The 21,500-nt window shown below is 40.3% G+C and carries 16 protein-coding genes and 1 pseudogene; 4 read left to right on the plus strand and 13 right to left on the minus strand.

The window, feature by feature from the left end; translation table 11 throughout:
• Window positions 1–269: 269 nt before the first annotated feature.
• Window positions 270–2,039 (minus strand): excinuclease ABC subunit UvrC, encoded by a 1,770-nt coding sequence (gene uvrC, locus BCAMP_RS06900; protein WP_035314707.1) that lies wholly within the window; start codon window positions 2,037–2,039, stop codon window positions 270–272.
• Between the two features lie 164 nt (window positions 2,040–2,203).
• On the opposite strand from uvrC, the gene BCAMP_RS06905 reads away from it, so the two are divergent.
• Complete coding sequence (locus BCAMP_RS06905) at window positions 2,204–3,187, plus strand: hypothetical protein (protein WP_035314708.1); 984 nt, start codon at window positions 2,204–2,206, stop codon at window positions 3,185–3,187.
• Between the two features lie 499 nt (window positions 3,188–3,686).
• On the opposite strand, the gene aldA is transcribed toward BCAMP_RS06905, so the two are convergent.
• The 4 genes from aldA to BCAMP_RS06925 form a co-directional block, all read right to left on the minus strand.
• Window positions 3,687–5,120 carry an aldehyde dehydrogenase gene (gene aldA / locus BCAMP_RS06910; protein ID WP_035314709.1) on the minus strand — a complete coding sequence of 478 codons (1,434 nt, stop codon included), beginning with the start codon at window positions 5,118–5,120 and terminating at the stop codon, window positions 3,687–3,689.
• A gap of 175 nt (window positions 5,121–5,295) precedes the next feature.
• Entirely contained in the window at window positions 5,296–5,613 is a 318-nt protein-coding gene (gene trxA / locus BCAMP_RS06915) for a thioredoxin (protein ID WP_035314711.1), read from the minus strand.
• A gap of 117 nt (window positions 5,614–5,730) precedes the next feature.
• Complete coding sequence (locus tag BCAMP_RS06920; protein ID WP_035314713.1) at window positions 5,731–8,085, minus strand: endonuclease MutS2; 2,355 nt, start codon at window positions 8,083–8,085, stop codon at window positions 5,731–5,733.
• A gap of 28 nt (window positions 8,086–8,113) precedes the next feature.
• Window positions 8,114–8,635 (minus strand): CvpA family protein, encoded by a 522-nt coding sequence (locus BCAMP_RS06925; protein ID WP_035314715.1) that lies wholly within the window; start codon window positions 8,633–8,635, stop codon window positions 8,114–8,116.
• A 207-nt stretch (window positions 8,636–8,842) separates the two neighbouring features.
• Between BCAMP_RS06925 and BCAMP_RS06930 the strand changes: the two genes are divergently transcribed.
• Together BCAMP_RS06930 and BCAMP_RS06935 are read left to right on the plus strand one after the other, a co-directional pair.
• The gene (locus BCAMP_RS06930; RefSeq protein WP_035314717.1) at window positions 8,843–9,445 is read left to right on the plus strand and encodes a nitroreductase family protein; all 603 of its coding nucleotides are present in this window, start codon (window positions 8,843–8,845) and stop codon (window positions 9,443–9,445) included.
• Window positions 9,446–9,572: 127 nt separating this feature from the next.
• Window positions 9,573–9,950, plus strand: coding sequence for a hypothetical protein (locus BCAMP_RS06935; RefSeq protein ID WP_156921181.1), 378 nt, complete (start codon window positions 9,573–9,575; stop codon window positions 9,948–9,950).
• Between the two features lie 124 nt (window positions 9,951–10,074).
• Here BCAMP_RS06935 and pheT read toward each other — a convergent pair.
• The 5 genes and pseudogenes from pheT to BCAMP_RS06960 form a co-directional block, all read right to left on the minus strand.
• A pseudogene (gene pheT / locus BCAMP_RS06940) lies at window positions 10,075–12,485 on the minus strand (phenylalanine--tRNA ligase subunit beta).
• A gap of 13 nt (window positions 12,486–12,498) precedes the next feature.
• A complete protein-coding gene (pheS, locus tag BCAMP_RS06945) occupies window positions 12,499–13,542 on the minus strand; it encodes a phenylalanine--tRNA ligase subunit alpha (protein WP_035314721.1) in 1,044 nt (347 codons plus the stop codon).
• A 315-nt stretch (window positions 13,543–13,857) separates the two neighbouring features.
• The gene (locus BCAMP_RS06950; protein ID WP_035314722.1) at window positions 13,858–14,205 is read right to left on the minus strand and encodes a winged helix-turn-helix transcriptional regulator; all 348 of its coding nucleotides are present in this window, start codon (window positions 14,203–14,205) and stop codon (window positions 13,858–13,860) included.
• Window positions 14,206–14,311: 106 nt separating this feature from the next.
• Window positions 14,312–14,773 (minus strand): dCTP deaminase/dUTPase family protein, encoded by a 462-nt coding sequence (locus BCAMP_RS06955; RefSeq protein ID WP_035314724.1) that lies wholly within the window; start codon window positions 14,771–14,773, stop codon window positions 14,312–14,314.
• 2 nt (window positions 14,774–14,775) lie between these two features.
• Window positions 14,776–15,558 (minus strand): TrmH family RNA methyltransferase, encoded by a 783-nt coding sequence (locus BCAMP_RS06960; protein ID WP_035314726.1) that lies wholly within the window; start codon window positions 15,556–15,558, stop codon window positions 14,776–14,778.
• 146 nt (window positions 15,559–15,704) lie between these two features.
• Between BCAMP_RS06960 and BCAMP_RS06965 the strand changes: the two genes are divergently transcribed.
• On the plus strand, window positions 15,705–16,079 hold the full coding sequence (locus BCAMP_RS06965) for a hypothetical protein (RefSeq protein ID WP_035314728.1): 375 nt from the start codon (window positions 15,705–15,707) through the stop codon (window positions 16,077–16,079).
• 528 nt (window positions 16,080–16,607) lie between these two features.
• Here the strand turns inward: BCAMP_RS06965 and fni are convergent.
• From fni to BCAMP_RS06980, 3 genes are all read right to left on the minus strand, one after another.
• On the minus strand, window positions 16,608–17,681 hold the full coding sequence (gene fni / locus BCAMP_RS06970; RefSeq protein ID WP_035314730.1) for a type 2 isopentenyl-diphosphate Delta-isomerase: 1,074 nt from the start codon (window positions 17,679–17,681) through the stop codon (window positions 16,608–16,610).
• 10 nt (window positions 17,682–17,691) lie between these two features.
• Entirely contained in the window at window positions 17,692–19,848 is a 2,157-nt protein-coding gene (locus BCAMP_RS06975; protein WP_035314731.1) for a DNA topoisomerase III, read from the minus strand.
• 160 nt (window positions 19,849–20,008) lie between these two features.
• Window positions 20,009–21,466: a DUF6270 domain-containing protein gene (locus tag BCAMP_RS06980; RefSeq protein ID WP_035314732.1), complete on the minus strand. Its 1,458-nt coding sequence runs from the start codon at window positions 21,464–21,466 to the stop codon at window positions 20,009–20,011.
• Between the last annotated feature and the right edge of the window lie 34 nt (window positions 21,467–21,500).

Here is a 21,500-nt window from a genome sequence, read left to right on the forward strand (position 1 = left end):
TCCACAGCGGAGCGCGGAGGATGAAGCGTCACCCGCAGAAAGCGTCCTTCACATTAGGAATGACTACAAAAAAAAGCAGCTACCAAAAAAGGTAGCTGCAAAAATGACTTATTTTACTAAATTTTGAATAACAACACTATTTGACATAGAGCCGAATTAAACCGGTTTTACTTTGAACGTTCGTTCAAGTGACTTTGTCTACGAGATGATAAGACTGAATAGAAACGTTGTTATATCCTCTAGTATTTAAATCCTAAACTTGGGTGATTTCACTTTAATTTTTCTAGTATGCGTTCAGCAATCACCTGCGGAATACCAATTTTAGTATACTCAGATAGCGGTGCCTCACTCATTTTTTTAATGGAACCGAAGTGTTTTAACAGCTTTTGTTTACGTTTCGGTCCAACACCTTCAATCCCATCCAATTTCGAACTAAAACTCGTTTTGCTATGCACTTGACGATGAAAGGTAATCGCAAAACGATGCACCTCATCCTGAATACGTTGCAGTAGATAGAAGGCTTCTGATCGTGGATCTAAGTACAAGGCGTCTAGCGGATCACCAAATACGAGGTAGCTCGTGTTATGTTTCGCATCTTTCGCCATACCAGCCACTGGTACATCAATGCCTAATTCATTGCTTAAAACATCTTTTGCGATATCAACCTGGCCTTTCCCACCATCGATTAAGATGAGATCTGGCATTGGAAGTTGCTCTTTTAACACGCGCCAATAACGGCGACGAATCACTTCTTGCATCGTTGCATAATCATCAGGACCTGTCACCGTTTTAATTTTATATTTACGGTATTTAGAACGCGAAGGTTTTCCATCTTCAAAACACACCATCGCTGAAACCGCATCGACACCTTGAATGTTTGAATTATCGAAGGCTTCAATCAGACGTGGCACTGGAATTGCTAGCGCTTCGCCAAGTTGCTCCGCCGCACCGATTGTGCGCTCATCATTGCGGGCAATCAGTGAGAATTTCTGTTGTAAGGCTATGCTTGCATTTTTATGAGCTAAAATCGTCAAATCTTTTTTGCTCCCTCGTTGAGGTACTAAACAAGGCACTTCTAATAATTCCTCAATTAAGTGATTATCAACTGAGTCCGGCAAAAAAATTTCTTGTGGCACTAAATGATTCATCCGTTTATAAAATTGCGCAATATAGGAAGTAAATTCATCAGCCGCTTCATCATGAATCGGGAACAACGATACGTCACGTTCGATTAACTTGCCTTGTCGCACAAAAAACACTTGCACACACATCCACCCTTTATCAACCGCATAACCAAATACATCCCGGTCTGTGAAATCATTGCTCGTCATCGTTTGTTTTTGAATCGTCAATTCGATACTTTCAATCTGGTCACGGTACTCGGCAGCCTTTTCAAACTCCAATCTTTCAGCAGCTGCCTGCATTTTCAATTGTAATTGTTTGACCACCTTTTGGTGACCTCCGTTTAAAAATTGGGCAATCTTAACAATCATATCATTGTAGGTCGCTTCCGATACGCTATTCACACAGGGGCCTAAGCATTGTCCTAAATGATAATACAAACAGGGACGCCCCGGAATCGCTTTACATTTACGGAGTGGATATAGTTTATCCAAGATTTTTTTCGTTTCGTTAGCGGCACTCACATTTGGATAAGGACCAAAATATTTCCCCTTATCATTTAACAATTTACGGGTAATGATTAAACGTGGATGACGTTCATTTGTAATTTTAAGATACGGATAGGTCTTATCATCTTTTAACATAATATTATATTTCGGGTCATGTTTTTTTATCAGATTAATTTCAAGTAACAGCGCTTCAACATCAGATCGTGTTACGATGTATTCAAAATCAACAATATCCGCTACCAATCGTTGTGTTTTACCATTGTGTGAACCGGTAAAGTAAGAACGCACACGATTTTTGAGAATTTTAGCTTTCCCGACATAAATAATCGTGCCATTACTATCTTTCATTAAATAGCAACCAGGGAAGTCAGGTAATATTTCGAGTTTATGTTTAATTAAATCATTCATTCGCTACACTCCTTATACATCTTCAGTATAACTGAGTTGGTCAGCTACTCGCAACTTTGCGAAATGCAGCAACCTTTGTTCGAAGATAATGAGATAAACTTGCAACTAACCTCAGACTGTTAGATAATATAGACAAATATAGAAATAGAAAAGAGGATTTACTTATGAGAGACAAGCTCTCATTTAAAACATCTGCCCCGATTGATCGCCAAACTGTCTGGCGCACGATTTGTGAAACGTATATTAAGCATTACATTGAACAAGATGATGATTTTCTCACGTATACCGATTTTTTAGAACCGTTTTCGGACGAAACTTTAAATCCTTTACTGCCCTCACTACTTGCAAGTTATTTTAGTGAACATCACATGGGACAAACAATTTATGAACAAATCGTTAGTGGCTTATCGATTCCTGATTATCAAATCAACCGTGTCGTTCATTGGTTTGATGATAGTGTAGTCAGCTTATTTGATGTCCTTGAACGGACACCGCAAAATAATTGGCTCTTACACAACCATCTGAATGCGCAAGAGTACTTCGTTAACCATCGCACACTCAAAGGATTAGATACGTATAGTAGTGAGCAACTTGACCAACTCTTTTATGTGACGCTTGTGCGTGAAAATACACATTATTATGCCTTAGAAAATACCATCACTCTCGGAGAAAAAGAAGAACGACTTATTTTTTCCCTCCTCAATCATAAAGAAACAAATTGGCAGCAAGATTTCACTAAACAGCAACAGTTATTTTTCAACATTGCCTTTACACATGACTTTTACTTAGAAAATAAACAATTGGATATGGGCACCTTTCTTGATACTGCCATGCATAAACAAGAAATTATGCTTGTTCTCGAAAATGAATTTGTACGGTACAAGTCACCTGAGCAACAACATGTTGCCCGGCATTTACTTGGTGAGGTTTTCTTGCAAATGACCACAGCACCAGAGTTGCAAAATGCTCAAATTAATTCAGTTGCTGCTGCTTTGACATACTTGTTGCAGCAACCACCCTTTAATTTTGGTACATCAGAAACGCAAAACACGATTGCGCAACGGTATAACATTTCTATTTCAACGATGCGAAAATGGTACCGTTACTTAAAAAATGAACTTACACCGTTTATTGATTCTTATCACTAAGAAAAATAGTAACTTTAAATTGATTGTACACAAGCTCATATAAGCCCTCTAAATTAGACAGATAACCTGTGGCAGCTACTTACTAGTACCAACTCTCAAAAACTTCAACGTTTTTTGACTAAAAAAGCCAGCGACGTCTTACAGTCGCTGGCTTTAAATTGTAAACAAAGTCTAAATAAACTTCATTTTCTTTGACATGCTATTACAGTGACTTTGTTGACGAGATGATAAGGCGGAATAGAAATGCTGTTATATTCTCTAGTTACATCACCTAGAAGCTGTTACCTTTCAGATAAATGGCAGCGACGGTAAACAGTCGCTATTCTTTTCCATTCCAATATCTTTAAAGTTGAACGAGCTGATTTCACTTTTGTTGTAGGAAAAACGAGCCTTCGAGATGCGTGAACAAGTGGTACCCGACTCCGAGAAGCAAGACATTGACAAGCTAGAAGAGCGTTTATCTTCAGTGGCTGGCTTTTTTTTATTATTTTACTATCTTTTAATTCGTTTCTAAATAGACAACCTGTGTTTGCAAATATTCTTCTAGGCCATGTTTACCATCGGCACCACCGATACCTGATTTACGAAAGCCCGCATGAAAGCCTTGCATTGCTTCAAAATTTTCACGATTAATATATGTTTCGCCAAATTTAAGGCCTCGAACAACCTTAAAAGCCGTATTCAAGTTTGACGTATAAACAGATGACGTTAGACCAAACTCACTGTCATTCGCTAAGCCAATCACTTCTTCTAAAGATGTGAACACTACAATTGGTAAAACTGGACCAAAAACCTCTTCTTGGATGATTGCCATTTCATTTGTTACATCGACAATAACCGTCGGTTCAAAGAAATTCCCTTCACCGGCTACACGTTTACCACCAAGAACAACACGTCCACCTTGTTCTTGCGCTTTTTTCACCTTCGCTTCAACACTATCAACAGACTTCGCATCAATTAATGGGCCCATATGCAAATCACTAATTTCACTTGTGTTGCCATATTTAACAGCACTCATCAGATTGACTAATTTTTGTATAAATACTTCTTGGATATCGGCATGTACATACACACGTTCTGCACAGTTACACACTTGTCCCGTATTAATAACACGGGAATCAACAATTGCTTTTGCTGCCAAGTCTAAATCGGCATCAGGCATCACAATGGCGGGCGCCTTGCCACCTAGTTCAAGCGATACTTTCGTAATGTTTTCAGCTGCAGCTTCCATCACTTTTTGCCCCGCAGACACACTACCGGTAATGCTAACCATGCCAACATCGGGATGACTGGCTAAACGATTACCGACGGTTGCACCTCCACCTGTTACTAAATTGAAGACACCTTTAGGCAAGCCGACTTCATCAACAAGTTTAGCGAATTCGTACGCATTTTCTGGTGTGAGTGTTGAAGGTTTTACAACGATTGTGTTCCCTGTTACAAGTGCAGGTGCCATTTTTCGGGCAATTAAAAAGAACGGAAAGTTCCAAGGTAAAATACCAGTCGTGACACCAATCGCACGCTTGAATAAAAAGATATTTTCATTTGGACGATCACTTTGGATAATTTCACCCTCATATCGTCGTGCCCATTCTGCCATATAATCAAGGTAATCAGCTGTGAAATACACTTCGGTCTCAGCTAACCCCTGTACTTTTCCACCTTCAGTTTTAATCAATTCAATGAATACGTGTGCTTTTTCACGGATTTTATTAGCGATTTTCTTCAAATAACCGGCACGTTCAATTGCAGGTAATGCTTCCCACTCATCTTGTGCCGCTTTAGCTGCTGCAATCGCACGATCGACCTGTGCTTGTGTTGCACGTGGTACCAATGATAACACCTTATTGGTTGATGGATCTAACACCTCATCAAAGTCTGTTCCGTCTTCAAACGCCCCATTGATATAAAACTGTAGTTTTTTATCTGACATTTTGCCACCCCTTTTAGTTTGATGTAACAACACCTTGTAAGCGCTATCACACATTAAATTATATCGCTTTTAAATATATATCGCCACTTTTTGAATTCGTTTCATATAAAAAAAACCGAAACGGAAATATCCGTTTCGGTTTGAGACTTCTTAGCATTTGATTCCAGTTTAATTCCTATAAATATTTGGCAATTGCTTCGTCTAACTCTTCTTTTGGACGGTAGCCAATAATTGTTTCTTTCACTTCGTTATCTTTTTTAATGATTAATGTTGGGATACTCATAACACCAAATTCTTTTGATGTTGCTTGATTATCATCGACATTTACTTTGACGATTTTAACTTTTTCTCCGAGTTCTTCGCTGATTTCATCTAGTACAGGCGCAACCATACGACACGGTCCACACCAAGGTGCCCAAAAATCCACTAATACTAAACCGTCTTTTGTTTCTGTTGCAAATGTTGCATCTGTTACTTCTTGTACATTACTCATTGTTATTTCCTCCCTTTATTTAACGCTTGTTCAACACAAGCTCATTGTTATGTGAATAGATCCTTTATTCATTGCATTAGTATAGCACCGAAACTGACGCATCGTCTATTTTTCTGCTTACTTAAGTTCGACAACCGTCATACCATTACCACCTTCAGCTGCTGCACCATGATGATAGCCTTTAACGAGACGATGTTGCTTCAAATAGTCTTGTACACCCTGTCTAAGCGCCCCTGTTCCTTTTCCGTGAATGATTGATACTTGGGCATAGCCCGCTAGTAATGCTTCGTCTAAGTACTTGTCCAAGCGATGAACCGCATCTTCATAGCGTGCACCTCGTAAATCCAACTCTGTTTTCACATGACTCTCACGCTTAATTGTCGTTAAAAAGCGCTGTTCTTGCGGTTTTTCAGTTGTGACATAGGTCATATTCGTTTCTTTAATGGTTGTCTTCATATGGCCCATTTGCACCTGCCAACTTTTCTTATCCACTCGTTTGATTAACTCACCTTTTTGCCCGAGTGATTCAACACGAACCGTATCACCGACAGCTAACACATGATTGGTAACTTTCGGTTTCACAATCGGCCCTTTTTTGAGTGTTTTTGGTCGTGCTTCTGACAGTTGATGGCGCCGTTCAATCAGTTCATGTTCTTTAAACTGACTGCGTTGCATACTCTGCATTTCGCGTAATTCTTTAATGATTTTATCCGCTGTTTCTTCCGCATTCATAATTACCGCATTGGCCTTCGAATTGGCATGATCCAACAGACGATTTTTATTCGTCTCATAAGAAACAAGCGCTTCTTCCAATTGTTTATGAAGCGCGCTTGCTTCATGCACGGTCTCCACCGCTTCTTCAAACCGTACTTCGGCTTGTTGGCGCATGTCTTCTAATTCTGAAATCATATTGTTTAAGTCGGTACTTTCTTCATCAACAAGACCGCGGGCACTATCAATCACATCGGCTGGTAAGCCTAATCGTTGCGAAATATCAAACGCGTTCGAGCGACCAGGGATACCGATTTGCAAACGATAGGTTGGTTTTAACGTTTCTACATCAAATTCAACCGATGCATTCATTGTATAGCTACGGTTATAGGCAAACGCTTTTAGTTCGGGATAATGCGTCGTTGCCATAATTTGTGCCCCCGTTTGGTGCATCGCATCGAGAATAGCAATCGCTAAGGCCGCTCCTTCTTGTGGATCTGTTCCCGCACCTAATTCATCGAATAACACGAGACTATTTTCATCAACTTCTTTAAAAATATGCACGATGTTCGTCATATGAGAAGAAAAGGTTGAGAGTGATTGTTCGATTGACTGTTCATCACCAATATCGGCGAAAATTTGACTGTATATTGGTAACTCTGACCCTACTTCAGCGGGGATTTGCAACCCAGACTGTGCCATCATCGCTAATAAACCAAGTGTTTTGAGCGTGATTGTTTTACCACCGGTATTCGGTCCGGTAATGATTAATGCCTCAAAATCGCCTCCGACATAAATATCATTCGGGACAATATCGGCCGGATTAATTAGCGGGTGACGGGCATCAATTAAGTTAACACGACGTTGATCATTCATTAACGGTGTCACTGCGTTCATTTGTTTCCCTAAACGAGCCTTTGCAAAGGTAAAGTCAAACACACCTAATTGATGTGTATTATGGCTAATTTCATTCGTAAACGGTTCAATTGCCACCGATAATTCTTTTAGGATACGAGCCACTTCATGTCGTTCTTTCACCTGAAGTTCACGTCGCTCATTATTTAAATCAACCACGGCCTGCGGTTCAATAAAGAGTGTTTGCCCCGAAGCAGATTGATCGTGTACAATCCCACCAAACTGACCTTTGTATTCGATTTTGACTGGAATAACATAGCGGTCGTTACGTATTGTTATGATGGCATCAGATAACATTTTACTCGCTGAACGTGAGCGGATGATACCTTCCAATTTTTCGCGTACATACCCTTCTGAGCGAACCAAGGCTGAACGAATCGCCCGCAACTCTGTACTCGCTGCATCCATCACATATCCCGTTTCATCAATTGATTCTAGCACTTCTTTTTCAATATCAAGCAAGGGGACAAGTGATTCTGCTAATTTCGTTAACGCAGGCATCTCAATCCCATTTGTTTCGAATTGCATGATAAACGCCTTAAAGAGACGAGCAACTTGTAAGTTGCGGGCAACCTGATACAGTTCTGTACCATTTAAGTCGGCACCGATTTCAAGTCTTTTCAGGGCAAAGGTGACGTCATGGATGCCCTGTAAAGGCGCTTCTCCACGTAAACGTAACACTTTGGCTGCCTCATCTGTTTGAGCTAACCGTTCTTGTACGGCGGTTAAGTCCGTTGCTGGCTTTAAGCCATGGATATGTTTTTCGCCTAAGCTTGATACAACTTGTTCAATTAGACGCTGTTTAATTTTTTCGAATTCGAGTACTGCTGCTACCTTTTTATTCATGTGCTCACCTTCCATAGTTCCATTTTAATTACTTATATTGTATCATCCAATGATAAAAATAATCGGATAATAAGGGGGTTTCTGTCACCATCCATTGCGCTAATTGTGACGATTGATAGGCTGTTTGAATCGTTTCGCTTGAAAAGAGCAATGAAAAATTCAGCACCATAAATATCACGGCATAAAAGATAACAAAGCCAAGTACACCACCGATAAGACCATTTAATTGTTTTAAGATGGGTAACTGTGTCACTGCGTTAATCAAAGTAATTATAATTTTAACGACAATCGAGCTGACGGTAAAAATAATCGCAAAGGCAATGACGTTATAAAATACAACCTCACTGTTTAAAAATGACAAGGCTGATTCGTTTGAGACATCAAAGGTAATAAACGTTAGATGTTGTGCTAATGGTTTATAGTACATATAGGCAATGAGCCACACGACAATTAAGCCGACAAACTTCAAGATATACTTCACTGCCCCTTGGCGCATCCCATTAAAGACACCGATTAACAGCAACAGGCTGATTCCGATTGTTACAATCATTACCTTCTTCCTTTCTGTGGAGCTGTTACTTTAATTCCTTTGTCTATTATAACAGTCTCTCTGCCTTTGTATTAACTTAAATGCCTTTTTACGACAGATTTATATCTTTTTCAAAAAAGTTAACTTTTTCACTTTACATATCAAAAGATAGGAGCTATACTATTGTAAGTAGATAACGCTATCACATAAAAAAGGGGATTACTTAACATGTCTAACTTATTTTTAGAAGCATCTCAAAAACGTCGTTCAATCTATGCATTGGATACGAACACCAACTTATCAAACGCACAAATTACTGAAACAATTCAAGCTGCTATTGCTCACTCACCTTCTGCTTTCAACTCACAAACAACTAAAGCGGTTGTATTATATGGTGACGAAAGTGCTAAATTATGGGCAATCGTTTTAGAAGCGTTACGTAAAGTAACTCCTGCTGAAGCATTTGCTGCAACTGAAGGTAAAATTGCTTCCTTTAACGCTGGTGTTGGGACCGTTCTTTTCTTTGAAGACACTAGCATTGTCTCTGGCTTACAAGCTGGTTTTCCATTATACGCAGATAACTTCCCATTATGGTCAGAACAATCTGCTGGGATTGCTGCTTTTGCAGTTTGGACAGCTCTTGCTCAAGAAAACATCGGTGGTTCATTACAACATTATTCTAACCTAATTGAAGATGAAGTAAAAGCTGCTTGGGAACTTCCTGCTGAATGGCGCTTAACTGCTCAAATGCCAATCGGAAACATTGCAGCACCTGCTGGCGATAAAGAATTTGCACCAATTGCTGAACGAGTTCTTGTTTTTGGTGAATAAAGAACGAAAGTGACTGCAACCCGTTAGAAGTAAGCAACTTGGAAGGGAAATGTGAGCGATTATTCACCGTCGCAATCATTTTCCTGAAAGTTGAAAGTTTCTGGTTGATGGAACTGGAAGAACAAAAGTGACAGCAGCTCGTTCAACTTCGAAGATATTGGAAGGGAAAAGGTCTGCGACTATTTGCCGTCGCTGCCTTTTAGCTGAAATATCCCAGAAGTTAGCTGATGGAACTGGAGGAACGAAAGTGACACTAGCTCGTTCAACTTCGAAGATATTGGAAGGGAAAAGGTCTGCGACTATTTCCCGTCGCTGCCTTTTAGCTGAAATATCCCAGAAGTTAGCTGATGGAACTGGAAGAACAAAAGTGACAGCAGCTCGTTCAACTTCGAAGATATTGGAAGGGAAAAGGTCTGCGACTATTTGCCGTCGCTGCCTTTTAGCTGAAATATCACAGAAGTTAGCTGATGGAACTGGAGGAACGAAAGTGACTGCAACCCGTTAGAAGTATGCAACAATCATTTAGAACAGCGTATCGGCACTACTATCGAGACGCTGTTTTTGTTTTGCAACGAAAAAAAAGCGTCCCTCAGATGGGACGCTTTTTTCACAAGGAAAACCTTATGCTCTTATCGAATTTCAGCACCAATTGCCACCAAGGCAGCCACAATCTTATCGTAAGATGCGCTAACTTCTTCATCTGTTAACGTGCGACTTGGATCAAAATAAGTTAAATTATAAGCCATCGATTTTTTATCAGCGCCCATTTTTTCATTGACGAAGACATCAAATAAGACGATGTGTTTCAACAAGCTGCCACCATTATCACGAATGATTGTTTCTAACGTCGCATTGCTGATTTCGCTATCGACTAACACCGCAATGTCACGGTGACTTTCAGGGAAACGTGGCATATCATAATACTGTTTTTCTACCGTATCAGCAGCTAATAACTGTTGAAGATTAAGCTCAAATACATACGTTTCTGGTAAATCTAGTCGTGTTGCTTCTGATGGGTGTAATTGACCCACAAAACCGATTTCATCCTCACCTAAGAAGATTGCTGCTGCGCGGCCTGGGTGTAGTTGTGGACGTTTTGTCGCTTCAAACCGTAAGGCTGTTGTTAAACCAAGTGAGGCAACAATCGCTTCAATTATCCCTTTCACATCAAAGAAATCAACGGGACGGGCAAGTTTTAACCATGGTGTTGATTCCGCTAGACCAGTCACCGCACCTGCTAAATGTTCTTCTTCGGTCGGACGGTCTGTATCATTACCATAAAAGACACGGGCAATTTCATAAAAGGCAACGTCTGATTGACGACGGGCAACATTATATGCGACAACATCAAGTAAACCAGCAATTAAACTCGTACGTAAATGCGATCGTTCTTCACTCATTGGCATGGCTAATTTGGTTAATGCTGTTTCTTTTAACGCTAAGTAACCCGCTTTCTCTGCTGTTTCTAACCCGTAAGTAATCGCTTGATAATAGCCATTACCTTCGAGTAAGTGACGCATTTCGCGTGTTTTTTTGTTGGCTGTAACTTAATTTACCTGGTGTTGCTTCGCCTTTTGGCAACGTTGATGGTAATTTATCATAACCATAAATACGGCCAACTTCTTCAAGTAAATCCGCTTCAATTGAAATGTCCGGACGACGCGATGGCACTTTTACCATAAAGCGATCGCCTTCATTTGTTGTTTCAAATTGGAGGCGACTGAAACTTGTTGCTACATCAGCTGCGGTCATGTCTGTCCCTAACACATGGTTAACTCGTTTAACATCTAATGGCAAGGTTACATTAAAGGCTTCACGATAATCAAGTGTTAACGGTTCAGCTAAGATGGTCGCATCGGCTAACTCAACCAGTAAGGCAAGTGCATGCTGACGAGCTTGCTCTGCAATAAAATAATCCATTCCTTTTTCATACCGCATGCTAGCTTCGCTACGGATACCGACAGCCTTCGCAGACAAACGTGTAACTGTTGGTTGGAATAAAGCTGTTTCAAGCGCTACTCGTGTTGTTTTAGCAGTCACTTCACTGTCTAATCCCCCCATGATACCCGCAATCGCAATCGGTGTTTCATTGCTTGTAATCACTAGGTTTGTCGCTGTTAATTGACGTTCTGATCCATCTAAGGTTGTCAATTTTTCGGCGTCATGCGCTCGACGTACCGTAATATCATTGCCAGCTAACGTATCAAAATCAAAGGCATGTAACGGTTGACCGTATGTCAACAAAATATAGTTGGTAATATCGACAACATTGTTATGCGGACGAATGCCCGCTTTCATCAACTTCAGTTGTAACCAGAGTGGTGATTCTTTAATGACGACGTTTTCAGCGATTGCAATGCTGTAATATGGAACATCGGTTGTATCGGCAACTGCAATCGATAGTAATTCATCGGTTTTTTGATCAGCTACGGCAGTAATTTCAGGAATGTTAACAAGCGGTTTTTCGCCAATGATTGCGCCTACTTCATACGCAACTCCTCGCATACTCAAGGCATCTGAACGGTTTGGTGTAATCCCTAAATCTAAAATCGGATCATTTAAGGCAAGTAATTCTAAAACATCTGTTCCAGGAGCTGGCTTGTCAGCAAAGACATAAATCCCTTCAGCATATGCCTTTGGCACAACCTTACCGTCGAACCCTAGTTCTTGTAAGGCACAAATCATCCCATTTGAGACTTCACCACGTAATTTAGCTTTTTTAATTTTAATGCCGCCTGGTAAACGAGCACCCGGTAAGGCCACAATCACAGCTTGACCAACAGCCACGTTTGGCGCCCCGCAGACAATTTCAGCTAAGTCTGTTTCACCGACATCAATTGTTAATTTATGCAATTTTTCAGCATTAGGATGTTGCTCACAAGTGATAACATGACCAACAACGATTTTTTTTTAAACCGTCAGCAAAACTAAACACATCTTCGACTTCAATACCAGTACGGGAAATGACTTCACCTAAGGCTTTCGCTTCTTGATTTAAGTTGGGTAAGTATTCTTTTAACCATTTATATGATACAAACATGTATGTTTCCTCCTTAGTCTTTCACTTTGAATTGTTGTAAAAAGCGGACATCATTCGTGTAGAAATGACGAATATCATCAACGCCATATTTCAACATTGCAATCCGGTCTGGTCCCATCCCAAAGGCAAAACCACCATAAATTGACGAATCAATTCCTGCCATTTCTAATACGTTCGGATGTACCATACCGGCACCTAATACTTCAATCCAACCGGTTCCTTTGCAGACGTTACAGCCAGCGCCACCACATTTGAAACATGAGATATCCATTTCAACTGATGGTTCTGTGAATGGGAAAAACGATGGGCGTAAACGGATTTCACGTTCTTCACCGAACATCTTTTTAGCAAAGGCTGTCAATGTACCTTTTAAATCAGCCATTGTGACATGTTTATCAATCACTAACCCTTCAATTTGTGTGAACTGATGTGAATGGGTCGCATCATCGCTGTCTCGGCGATACACTTTACCAGGACAAACAATTTTAATTGGTCCAGTGGAAAAATCATGTTTTTCCATGGTACGGGCTTGGACTGGTGATGTATGTGTACGCAAAAGAACTTCATCAGTAATATAGAATGTATCTTGCATGTCGCGCGCTGGATGATCCTTTGGTAAGTTTAGCATTTCAAAGTTATAGTGATCTTGTTCAACTTCTGGGCCTTCTACAACACTGTAGCCCATCCCAATAAAGAGGTCTTCGAGTTGCTCAACGACCTGTGTTAAAAGATGCGTTGTGCCTGTTTGAACGGCACGACTTGGCAAAGTGACATCAATGCTTTCATGTGCCAATTGTGCTTCGATTTTAGCGGACTCGAGTGCTTGATGTTTTTCTTCCATTGCCGCATTAATCGCTTCGCGTACTTCATTAGCAACTTTTCCCATCAACGGACGTTCTTCGTTTGAGAGCTTACCCATCCCTTTCATAATTTCAGTCATCGGTCCTTTTTTACCTAAAAATTTTACGCGGACATCGTTTAACTGACCTAAATCAACAACGTTTGTAATCGCAACAATGACTTCTTCTTTTAAACTTCTTAATTTATCAATACTCATCGTAATCCTCCTTTAATTGTTTGAACCTGTGGACAAAATAAAAAACCCCGTCTCCAAAAAGGGACGAGGTTCAGCGCGGTACCACCCTAATAAAAGAGCAGAAGGCCCTTTCACTTCATTAAGATAACGGCTGTTGATAGACAACCGGCTAACTTTACACATGCTGTGGTCCCGTTAGCGACTCCAGAGTTGAACGGCTTGTGTGTTGCTGTATGAGAGTAGTCTCAGTCTTGCTACTCCTTCCTGTCATCTTTCACACACACCTTATGCTCTTTCATAGTCTGTTTATTTAACTGTGTCTTAATTATACGGTGTTTAACCGTTATTTTCAACTGTTGTCTGTGGAATTTCAATCCATTTTTCGGCCCATTCATGAATATCTTTGGTCGCTTTTTGTAAATCCTTACCTTTTTGCGTCAAAACATATTCAATCCGTACCGGTGTTTCTGGATAAACTTTACGTTCAACTATTCCTTTTGCTTCAAGTTCTTTTAACCGTTCAGCTAGAACACGATCACTCATGTTCGGAATGAGTTCTGAAATTTCTTTAAAACGACGGCAGTCTGCGTTAAGTAACACTTCAATGATGAGTCCGGTCCAACGTTTACCAATTAATTGATAAGCTTCTTCAAACCTTGGGCATAATTTTTCTGAAGTAATCATCGTTACATTCACCTCGTCTCTCTATTTTACTATATTATAGCACCCAGTCGTAATGTTAGCCACTATCTAAATCTACATCACTTGTTTTTTGTAAGTAGTGTAAAACTTATAGACCTGAACTACCGATGCCACCATTACGTTGCTCGTTTAAGGTCAGATCGTTATCGGCAACAAAGTATTTTTTAAAAATACCTTGGGCAATTCGTTCACCCGCTTCAATCGTTACCGCTTCAGCGGAATGATTCACGAGACAAATACCAATGTTGCCATAATTACCAGCATTGGCATAGTATGAAGCATCAATAATCCCAACCGTATTTGCGAGCGTAAGATGACGTTTAATACCAATCGACGATCGCACATACATTTCAAGTACTTCGTCATCGAGCATGTAGGCACAGACGTCTGTCCAAAAAAGATGTTGTGCTCCGGGTGCGATAACAGCTGTTTCATTTGCACTAAAATCATAACCAGCTGAACGGGCATCTGCACGAACGGGCAGTGTAATTTGTGCTGCTTTAAATTTACGATGTTCCGTTGGAATGATTTCAAATCCTCTTGTTTTCATAGTTATCCCTGCTCTCTATCGTTATGGTCTGCTAAGTGATACGCTAAAATACCCGTCGCAACACCGACATTTAATGATTCTGATTTCCCATAAATGGGAATATAGATTTTTTCATCGAGTAACGCCATCACTTCTGGATTAATACCTTGGGCTTCATTTCCGACAACAAGTGCAACACGTTCAAGTGGTTCGATTTGATAATGACGTTTTGCTTTGGCATCAAGTAAGGCACCAAAAACAGGGATTTCAGCTGCTTGGATTGCTGGGATGAAAGTCGTTAAGTCAACCCCTGCCAAAACATTAATATGATAAAGACTGCCCTGCGTTGCACGGACGACTTTTGGGTTGTACATATCGCCACTACCCTTACCAAGGACGACCGTATCATAACCGGCCGCATCCGCTGTGCGAATAATCGTACCGATGTTCCCTGGATCTTGTACCTCGTCCATAATTAGTACAAAGTTCATATCATCGATGTTAGAGTGACTTTCAATCATCTCAATTTCAGCAAAAATCCCCTGCGTTGAATTCGTTTCTGCAAGCGCATCGGCTACCTGAGGTGTAACACTGAATTTAGCTAACATATCGACGTTCCAGTTTGTTGGGATTTTTGTGTCTTCTCGGACGATTAATGCTTTAATTGTTTGTTTAGCGAAAATGGCTTCTTCTATCAAATGAATACCTTCGACCAAGTAACTCCCACTGGCTTCGCGACCTTTTTTTGTTGCCAGTTTACGCCATTTTTTAATGCGGTCATTTTTAATTGATGTTATTTTTTCCATTGATTACACGTCCTTTTAGTTGAATACAATGCTTTAATTATAGCACATCTTATTATTTTTAATTAGTGTTATTATCAGTTACAATGAAGGTGATTAAGTCGCTGACTAACTCTAGAAACAGCTGACTTACGAAGAGAGGTGAAGTGATGAACGGCTTACTCCTGCTCACAACGGTTTTACTATTGTTTTTTTGCAGTTGGCTGCTCATAAAATATCTCAAAAGTGACAGTCGCCAACTCTTTATTGCGTCGCAAAAGCGCGAGTGGTACAGTTATCAAACAGTTGACAATGAGATTGTTTTTACTTGGCAAGGACGATTTTTCACCGCGCGTCCACAGCCGTTACAAGTGCACGATGACCACTTAGTGACGACTTATTTTATTACACCGTTTGACTACGAAAAACTAACTGGCTTAGATACCGCCGATGTTCGAATCATGACCGATTTGTTGGAAGAAAGTTATCCTCATTGTCATTTTCGTTGGGCCGATCCGTTGGCTACCCTTTTGATAGCTTTTTAAAACGAACATTTGATTAAGACCACTGACTTAAAGCGGCCCACAAAACACAAACACCCATCAGCGTTACTGATGGGTGTTTCAGACTGAAGATAAACGCTGTTCCAGGTCGTCAATGCCTCGCCTTCTCGGAGTCGAGTACCATCTGTACACTCACCTCTAAGGCTCGTGTTTCCTAGAACAAAAGAATTTAAAGCCGTTCTAAACGGCAGTGATTGGAGAAAATAACGTCTCGACTATTTCCCGTCGATGCGTTATTTTTGAAATCAACCAAGTTTAGGATTTAAATACGAGAGGATATAACAACGTTTCTTTTCGTTCAAGTCAGCTTGTAATCAAAGTCGTATCAAACTTCCTTGTCTTCTCAGTTGTTTGCTTCTAACAGGTTGATTTCACTTTCGTTTCTCCAGTTACATCAACCAGAAGTTTTCAACTTTCAGAAAAATGATTGCGACGGGAAATAAAGGCTGTAAAGAAAGTTCCAAGCTGTGTCAGAATTAAACGGAGCCAAAAGAACTTTCCTTCCTCCAGTTACATTAAGCGTTGGGCCAGTTGTTCCATTTTAACCCCACGTAACTCGCCCCATTCTTTGAGGCGACCATATGCGACAATTGGTACTTTTCGTAACTTAGATAAATTACGGGCATTCACCATTACCGCAATCATTTTCATTTGTAGTTTCCATTCTTCAACCCACTCGATCGTCGCCTCCACATCATGTTCTTTTAGATAAGCTAAAATCACACCGGCAATCCCGACTGCTTCTGCCCCAAGTGCTAAACATTTAATCGCATCCAGCGGGTGACGTACGCCACCAGAGGCAAAGTACGGCATATTCACATAATTTGGCGACTGAATCGCAATCAAAGACTGTGCAGTTGTTTGACCCCAGTCGTTAAAATAATCCCATTTTCCATCACGTCGACGCGCATTTTCGATGCGGGCAAAGTCAGTCCCACCTTTACCTGCTAGGTCAATAATATCGACATTGATATCGCGTAAGCGCATGATTGTTTTTCGAGCTAAACCGAAGCCCACTTCTTTCACAATCACAGGAACATTAACATGCTCTTTAATCGCCGCAATGTTTTCTAACCAATGATCAAAGTCACGTGACCCTTCTTTCATCACGAGTTCTTGGGCAACATTCACGTGAATTTGTAAGGCATCGGCTGCTAAAATATCAATAGCCTGCTGTGCCTGTATCGGTGATAAATCCGCGCTAATATTAGCAAACAATACACCCTCTGGATGATTTTTACGGACAATGCTATAACTTGAAGCCAGTTTAGGGTCACGAATTGCTGAATGCATCGAACCAACTGCCATCATCAGTCCTGTCGCTGCCGCTACTTCAGCTAATTGTCCATTTAATTTCTCAGTATGAGGGCTTCCACCAGTCATTGCATTAATATAAAGAGGGGTTTCAAACGCTAACCCCGCCACTTCACCAGCTAAATCAACATCGGCTAAATTTACCATTGGAATCGCATCATTAATCAGTTCTAATTCATCGAACTGTGACTGTAATTTCGTATTATGTTGCGACACCGCAAAATAAATATGTTCATCTTTACGACGTTGGCGTTCAATATTGTCGTTCATTTTCTTCCTCCTAATCGTTTAACTTCAACTTAGCAAGTGCTTCTGCTAACGGGTTATTAAACGGTTCATCATCCTGCCGTTGTTTTTTCATGTATTTGGCGACATCGCCTTTCGATACACGACCTTTTTTGTGTTTCTCAAATCGTTTATCCATCGCTTCTTGACTTTCACGATGACCACAAACACAAGAGTAGACTGCAGTTGAACCTTTGCCTCGTAGTTGTAATTTCTTCTTACATTCAGGACATCGCGCATTGGTCGTCCGTACCACGTTTTTCTTTGTACCACATTGTGGATCTGAACAAACGAGCATCTTCCCTTGTTTCGTTTTCACATCGAGCATAAACTTATCACAGGTTGGACATTTCGTCGCCGTTAAATTATCATGTTTATATTTCTTTTCACTTTTCTTAATATCGCTAATCACTTGTTGTGTGTAATTTTTCATCTCGGTAATAAATTGCCCTTTTGAATACTTCCCTTTTTCAATCTGCGCTAACTTTGTTTCCCAATCAGCTGTTAAATCTGGTGTTTTTAATTTTTGAGGTGCGAGATCAAGTAATTGACGCCCCTTCATTGTGACACGCAAGCCACCATTAACTTGTTCAACAACGTTCATCGCATACAGTTTTTCAATAATATCAGCCCGCGTTGCGACAGTTCCAATCCCACCGGTTTCTTTCAACGTTTTCGCTTTCTGAGAATCTTCAATTTGGAAGATTGTCGTCGGGTTTTCCATCGCCTTCAATAAGGTACCTTCATTTAAATAGGCTGGCGCTGTTGTGTGTCCCTCAGAAAGCGACAGTTTAGCAGCCGAATAACGCTCACCTTGTTTAAACGGTAACGCTTTAGCGTTTCCTTTTGTTTCATACAAGGCCTTAAAACCTAGCTCTGTCACAATCTGCTGTTTCGCTTTGAAAACATTGCCGTCAATCTCAGCTTCAATTACCTGCTCTGTATAGACGTGAGCTGGTAATAGAACACTCACAAATTTTTCAACAACTAAATTATAGATGGCCAATTCACGTGAACCCATTTTCAAGTAATTAGGGGCTTCTTCGGTTGGAATAATGGCATGATGATCAGATACCTTCGCATCGTTCACAAAGCTTTGATTCACCTTAAGTGGTTCACGTAAGACGGCTTTGACCTGCTCGCCAAACTTCGATTTACGGGCAGCCGTTAACCGTTCTTTTAAGGTTGGTACCACATCTTTTGAAATAAAGCGTGAATCCGTTCGTGGATAGGTTAATACCTTATGCGTTTCATAGAGCGATTGCATGATTTTTAACGTTTCTTTCGCTGAATATTTAAAGCGCTTATATGCATCTTGTTGCAAGGTTGTTAAATCATATAAGGCACCCGCATATTGTTTCTTTTCGCTATTTTTAACAGCTGTTATTTTGACCGGTTTCCCTTTGAGTTGTTGTGCTAATTGCTTAACGGTCGCCTCATCTTTAACACTTGTTTGTTGACCGTTATACCACTTGAAATGAGTGCCTTCAACCGTTAAATCCAATCCATAAAAAGGTGTGGATTTAAAACGGTTAATTTGATCCTGACGATGCGCAATCATTGCCAATGTCGGTGTTTGCACGCGACCACATGACAGTTGCGCATCATACTTTTTAGTTAAGGCACGGGTTGCATTGATCCCAACTAACCAATCCGCTTCTGACCGTGCAAGTGCTGCTTGATACAATGGTTCAAAGGCCTTCGCGTCACGGAGGTTATTAAATCCTTGTTTAATTGCTTGATTGGTCACGGAAGAAATCCAGAGTCGTTTAATCGTTTTATTTTTCAATTTACATTTTTCTAAAATCAGACGTGCCACTAGTTCACCTTCACGCCCAGCATCGGTCGCAATAATAACCTCATTCACATCATCGCGTTCGATTAGACGTTTAACCGCGTTGAATTGACTACTTGTTTGTTTAATGACAACTGTTTTCATTTGATTGGGAATAATTGGCAGTACCGCTAAATCCCATTCTTTATATTTATTATCGTATTGCTCTGGCTGTGCATTCGTTACCAAATGGCCTAACGCCCAAGTAACAATATATTTTGGTCCTTCAATTGATTGACGACTTGCGTTTGTCGCACCCATTACCCGTGCAATATCGCGGGCAACAGACGGTTTTTCTGCTAGAATAAGCGATTTCATTGTTTCCACCTACTTCGATTTTTTTTGGCTATTAATGGATGCCAAAGTCTCTCCCTATCTTATCATATTCACACGCGTTTCACACCACCACAAAAAAAACACGTCGCGGCACTTATCGCTAATAAATGCGCCGACGTGCTATATCAGTTAAACGTAGCAGTTAGGCTTTCCATTTCGCCGTTAGTCTGCTTCGCCAGCTTTTTTTGCTATGCTCTCGCGTTGCTTTTGGTTCACCAATTGCATTCCACTTTGTAGCGGTGTTTTCTTTGAAGTTTAAAATGCGGTAATAACGTTGCATGTTTTCATCAATCTGTGTTTTTTTCGTCAACTCTTGCATACAACTATCACCCGTTCGTTTTGATACGGTTAAAAACCAGCCACTATTTTTTGTTGGATGATCTTCGATTGTCCGAGTTACCTTATCACTCATATAATACTCGCCAGTTGTATTAATCGCTTTCAAATCAATGGTGCCATCCAAATAAATTACTTCATCACCCAAGTCAGTTTTATTCCAATTGCTCTGGCCAAAACGAGTCACAATACGACGATACGATTCAATGTTCGTTTTCAACGATGCCCTTGTCAGTTCTTGAATAAAGTAACCACTTGCGGATTGCGGATGATTTTTGAGGAAGTAACCCGCTGCATCTCTTGTCGGCTTATCGATCATCTGCTCATATTGATGCATTGGAATGTAGTAATCCCCCCATTCACGAACATCAGCAAATGACTGGACATCATCACCAACTTTTTTACAGATACCTCCTGGTAACACTTCTTCCAATTTGAAATAGCCTCGTTCTTCCATCACTAACTTAATTAATTGTTGTTGGGCATCATCATAAAATGCCTGATTAAAATGGAGGTAAAACGGTCCCCATTCATTTTCAGCACTACTGTAATAACGCTCTTCATCAAACCGTAACGCCTTCACTTCCGGATACCTCGTGAGGAGGTATGTATCCATCTCCGTCCAAATATCATTCATGCGTTCTATCGTTGCCGCTGTTCTTTTCTTATCTTTGATGACAACAGATAAGTCTTCAAAACTTTTTGTGTCTGAGTTGAAATAACGATTGGTGAATTTTTTAGTGTTTAAGATAATGGTTGTTTCTGGTGATTCTTGCTTAATATAAGCCATAAAGCGATCAATGCTATCTTTCCAAAGTACAAGATAGCCTGCTCTATCCGTTAATGGATTAATAGCCGCCTTGACCTCTTGTTTGACAACCTTATTATAAAAGTCGATTTTTTGATACTGCCATTGTTTCCCAGACACATAGCTGCCATCCTGCAGTTCAATCACACCATAATACGTATCCATATAAAAATCTAACAGTAAGTAATCCTGCTCATTCGTCGCGATTTTTCGCAAAAACACCTTGGTTAAATCCTCTTTAAAACACTTTTTCACAAAGGGATTAACCTTGCCTTCAAGCTCTGCTGGAATTTTCCCCAATAATTCCTCTGATAACGGTTGTGACATTAAAGACACGACAGACATATGATACTGATCATTTGAAAATGCAAAGAAATCTTTGTAATCCCTCACGATTGAACTCTTAAATAAATCTCGACTGACACAAGCACCAAAACTAGTCATTTTTGGTAACAAGAAAATCTCCCCTTCCATAGCTTATCCCTACGAT

Source organism: Brochothrix campestris FSL F6-1037 (assembly GCF_000525915.1).
In the GTDB taxonomy this organism is placed as follows: domain Bacteria; phylum Bacillota; class Bacilli; order Lactobacillales; family Listeriaceae; genus Brochothrix; species Brochothrix campestris.